Source organism: Micromonospora sp. NPDC049903 (assembly GCF_044460945.1).
Taxonomy (GTDB): Bacteria; Actinomycetota; Actinomycetes; order Mycobacteriales; family Micromonosporaceae; genus Micromonospora.
The window spans coordinates 1-1,543 of record NZ_JBITKL010000046.1 but is presented as its reverse complement, the minus strand read 5'-3'; the positions used below and the strand labels follow the sequence as shown (position 1 = coordinate 1,543).

Annotated in this window: 1 protein-coding gene; it reads right to left on the bottom strand. The window is 65.1% G+C overall.

The annotated features are described in order from the left end of the window. Positions 1–173: 173 nt before the first annotated feature. Positions 174–761, bottom strand: coding sequence for an RICIN domain-containing protein (locus ACIBO1_RS31505; protein ID WP_396752849.1), 588 nt, complete (start codon positions 759–761; stop codon positions 174–176). Positions 762–1,543 lie beyond the last annotated feature (782 nt).

Genomic DNA, 1,543 nt, shown 5'->3' with positions numbered 1-1,543 from the left:
GGCGGGGGCGCCGCGGGCCGGGGGGGGGGGCGCCCCCCCCGGGGGGGGCGCCCGCGGGGGGGTGGGGGGGGGCGGGGGGGGCCCGGGGGCGGCCCCCCCCCCCCCCCCCCCCCCCCCCGACGTCGTGCCCGAGTCTGGCTCTCCACCTTGGGAAATAGCAGAAGGGGTCGGAATCAGTTCAAGAATCTCCAGGTCTGGTTCGCAGCGGCCGGGCTGGCGCACGCGAACTGGGCGGCCAAACCGCCGTTAGCGGTACTTGCCCCGGAGATTCCCAAGCACAATCCACTTCCTCGGTTCTGAAGACGGAACCAGGTCTGCGTACTGTCCGTCCACAGGACCTTCCAGTCCTGGTTGTGCCCCGAGCCCGGGGCCGCGATTATCGCTGCCGCTCCGGAGGCGGTGCTGCCACCGTTGATTCCCATGTTCCTGGTTGGGTTCGCGGAGTAGTTCTGCAAGCTGATCCAGTCGCCATCGTTGATGATGAACCACCGCTGTACACCGCTACCGGCGTCCGACTGTTGAACGACGTTGGTTCCGGCGGCAAAGCTTCCATTCTGCGGCTGCAGCAGCTTGAGGGAGTTCCGGTTCTGCAGCTTGAAAGGGTTAGCGGCGGTGACGTCGATACTTGAAGGTGTCACGCCGGACGGTGAACCGGCACCATTAGGTCCCGCATAGGCGGCAACCGGCATGATTACGGTTGCGATCGCGGTCGCTGCCGACATGATTGCAGCAGCTACAGTCCTGCTGACCCTGTCACGCATCGGCGCCTCCCCTGTGTAGCAACTCAGCTTCTCTGAGTGACCTGGTTGTAGAGACTCTCAGATCGCCTGGGCGCTTGTCTGCCCGATAAATCAAATCGTCCACGGCAAATGCCGTCAGCGTGCCCGTGCTGCCACTGCAAGCGTCGAGAATCTGCTGGTCAGCTATCGCCGATCCCGCCACGCAGGCGGAGTGTGGCATATGTCACTCGACCTGCAATTCACAGATCGGCCGGCTCGTGCGCGCGGGACGACGAACTGGGCCGCTCGCAGCTCGACACCTGGCGGCTTCACGCCACGTCGCCGAAAGTGCCCGGTGCCTGGCATGCGGCGATGGGCGGCGTCCCGGCTCGACTCTTGGTGGGCACCCGGAAATGAAGTGTTGCAACGAAACGCCGGTTCGGCTCGTGCTCGCTGAACCGGATCAGGATGCTCGCCTAGACTCGCACTGCGGACCGCCACAGCGAGTCGATCAGCACCACGACGCCAGCGAACACGGTCCCGAACGCCTGAACTCGGTCGAGTTGAGGCCTTTAAGTCTGCCCGACACTTCCTCGGCGCCGAACCGAGCCGCGACCTGTAGGAGATGCTGGGACGGCAATTTCCCGCTGGCACACCAGACAGACGGCCCACTGCCGCAGTTAGGCCGCGAACATGAAGGGCGGGTGAGACACCATCCCCCGGTGGCTTCTAGTACTCCAACGTCACTTGGCCTGTCTGCGCTGGTAGTGGGATCGGCGGGCTCGGGCTTGGGATGTTCGTCGCCAGATTGACCAGTGCAGGGT